Source organism: Sulfitobacter sp. EhC04 (assembly GCF_001650875.1).
GTDB lineage: Bacteria > Pseudomonadota > Alphaproteobacteria > Rhodobacterales > Rhodobacteraceae > Sulfitobacter.
Map to the genome: position 1 here is coordinate 1 of NZ_LXYI01000056.1, position 3,313 is coordinate 3,313.

Annotated in this window: 2 protein-coding genes; both read right to left on the reverse strand. The window is 64.1% G+C overall.

Translation table 11 applies throughout. The features are described 5' to 3' along the window. Nucleotides 1-1,885: type I DNA topoisomerase (topA, locus tag A8B82_RS20075; RefSeq protein WP_067296580.1), on the reverse strand; the 1,885-nt coding region annotated here is incomplete at its 3' end. 310 nt (nucleotides 1,886-2,195) lie between these two features. Then, on the reverse strand, nucleotides 2,196-3,313 hold a 1,118-nt coding region (gene dprA, locus A8B82_RS20080), incomplete at its 5' end, for a DNA-processing protein DprA (protein ID WP_235604749.1).

Genomic DNA, 3,313 nt, shown 5'->3' on the forward strand with positions numbered 1-3,313 from the left:
GGCCAAAGGGGCGGGTATAGCGACATTCAGGGTAGTTGGAGCAGCCGATGAACGCGCCGCCGGACCGCGCGGTGCGCATCGAAAGCCTGCCCGCGCCGCAATTCGGGCACAGGCGCTGATCGCTGCCGTCTTCGGTGGGCGGGAACAGGTGCGGCTCCAGCACCTCGTTGATCTTTTCCAGCACCTCGGTGATGCGCAGCTCGGAGGTTTCGGCGATGGCGGCGGAAAAGTCCCGCCAGAACCGGCCCAGCACATCCTTGTAGTTCGCATCGGCCGCAGACACCTTGTCGAGCTGGTCTTCGAGGTCGGCGGTGAAATCATAGCCGATGTAGCGGCGGAAGTAGTTTTCCAGAAAGGCGGTGACCAGGCGGCCCTTGTCCTCGGGGATCAGGCGCTGACCCTCGCGGCGCACATATTCACGGTCCTGAATCGTGGTGACGATACTGGCATAGGTGGAGGGCCGACCGATGCCCAGTTCTTCCATGCGTTTGACCAGCGTCGCCTCGGTGTAGCGCGGCGGGGGCTGGGTGAAATGCTGTTCGGGCGTGACGGCGCGCTTGTCCATCTTGTCGCCTTCGCCGATCTGGGGCAGGCGCTTGTCGTCCTCGTCAACCACGTCATCGCGGCCTTCTTCATAGACGCGCAGAAACCCGTCGAACAGCACAACCTGACCGGTGGCGCGCAGGCCGACCTGACCGTCCTTGCTGCCGACCTCGACCGTGGTGCGTTCCATCCTGGCGCTGGCCATTTGACAGGCAAGGGTCCGTTTCCAGATCAGATCGTAGAGCTTGGCCTGGTCCGATTCGAGTTTGAGCGAGGCCGCATCACGGGTCATGTCCGTGGGCCGGATGCATTCATGTGCTTCCTGCGCGTTCTTCGCCTTGTTCTTGTAGATGCGCGGCTCGCCGGGGACATAATCGGCACCGAAACGGTCCTTGATCGCATCGCGGGCCATGGTCACGGCCTCGGGGGCCATGTCGATGCCATCGGTCCGCATATAGGTAATGTGCCCGGCCTCATACAGGCGCTGGGCGGTGCTCATGGTCTGGCGCGCGCCCATGCCGAACTTGCGGCTGGCCTCTTGTTGCAGGGTCGAGGTCATGAAAGGGGCGGAGGGGTTGCGTGTGGCCGGCTTCGCCTCGACACTGGTGACGGACAGGTCGCGGCTGGTGATCGCCTGTACGGCCATTTCCGCCTTGGTGCCATCGGAAAGGTCGAACTTGTCCAGCCTGTCGCCCGCGAGCGTGACAAGCCGCGCTTCGAATTCCTGACCACGCGGCGTGGCCAGCAGCGCCTTGACGGTCCAGTATTCGCGGGCGCGGAAGGCTTCGATCTCCATCTCGCGCTCGACGATCAGGCGCAGGGTGACCGACTGCACCCGGCCTGCCGATTTGGCACCGGGCAGCTTGCGCCACAGCACCGGTGACAGGTTGAAGCCCACCAGATAATCCAGCGCGCGGCGGGCCAGATAGGCCTCCACCAGCGGCATGTCGACCTGGCGCGGGTTTTTCATCGCTTCGGTCACTGCGGCCTTGGTGATCGCGTTGAACACCACGCGGCTGACCGGCGTGTCCTTCTTGATCGACTTGCGGGCGGTCAGCGTCTCTTGCAGGTGCCAGCTGATCGCTTCGCCCTCGCGGTCGGGGTCAGTTGCGAGGATCAACTCGTTGTCGTTCTTCAGCGCGTCTGCAATTGCCTTGACGTGCTTCTTGCTGTCGCTGGCGACCTCCCATTTCATGTCGAATTCATGTTCGGTGTCGACAGACCCGTCCTTGGGCGGCAGGTCGCGGACGTGACCGTAAGAGGCAAGAACGGTGTAGTTGTCCCCCAGGTATTTGTTGATCGTTTTGGCCTTGGCAGGAGATTCGACAACAACAACTGGCATGAATTCAGTACCTTGATAAGAAAAGCGGGGTCTTCCGTGCGTTGTGTCATGTGGGATCGTGGGGTGGATTGTCAATGCGCGTCAGCCGAACAGGTCGATCCCGGAAGGCAGCGGTCGGGGCAGGGTGCGGGTGTTTTCACGGCGGCGATGGCTGCTCTGCCAGCAGTGCGACAGGCGTGACCAAGCATGGCGATTGCCGGTTCTGTCATCCGTTGGTTTGGGGCGCAGGAAGCACGCCTGATGAAGGCGGTCTATCCTGTGGCAACCTGATTTCATAAGCCGCCAAAGCCTGCGTTTCGGGCGCGGCGGGTCACACGACCCTTGTCAGCAACCCGCCGGGTTGTCGCGCAATCTGCCCATCAAGTTCGAGATCGACAAGGGCCGGGGAAACCTGCGCCGGTGCCACTTTCAGATCGCGGATCAACTGGTCCTCGGCCAGGGGGGAGGGGCCGAGGCGCGCCAGAATCTGTTGGTGCAGGCGCGCAGCGTCTTTCAGGTTTGGCCGGGGCGGCGGTGCGCGCAGGGCCGTGGGGCTTTCGACACCACCCGGCGCGGCACCGTTGAATGGGGCCCTTTCCGACAGTGCGTCCAGGACATCAACAGCGGAACGCACCAGCAATGCCCCATCGCGGATCAGCATGTTGCAGCCCGCAGCGCGGGCATCAAGCGGATGAACCGGCACCGCCAGCACCTCGCGGCCTTGGTCGAGCGCATCGCGCGCGGTGATCAGGCTGCCGGATTTCGCGGCCGCCTCTACCACGACCGTTGCGTGTGACAGGCCCGATATGATGCGATTGCGGCTGGGAAAATGTCGCGCCATCGGTTGCAGACCAAAGGGTTGTTCAGACAGGCGTAACCCGCGCCCGGCTATGTCGCGGGCCAGTTCGGCATTTTCCGCAGGATAGATCACGTCAACGCCGCCTGCCTGTACCGCGACGGTCCCGCTGTCCAATGCGCCAAGATGTGCGGCGGCATCGACCCCGCGGGCCAGGCCGGACACCACGACATAGCCCGCAGCGCCCAGATCACGCGCCAGCCCGCGCGCCATCCGTGTGCCCAGCGACGACGCATTGCGCGCGCCCACCAGCGAAACCATGGGCCGCGCCAGCAGGGCCGGATCGCCCAGGCACCACAGGAAGGGCGGTGCATCCGCAAGTTCCGCCAGCTGTTCGGGATAGGGTGGGTCACCCAGCGCCAGCAGCTGCGCCCCCGCCGCACGGGCGGTTTTCAGTTCCGCGAGAATCACGCCCTCCGGACAGGGGGTATAGCTGGAAACGCCAGCAGCGCGCGCCACCTCAGGCAGCGCGGCCAGCGCGTTCTGCGCATTACCGTATTCAGTCAGCAGTCGTTTATACGTCGCTATTCCGACCCGGCGCGAGCGCAACAGACGGAGCCGGGCAAGCTGTTCGTCTTCCGGGGTGGGTGGGA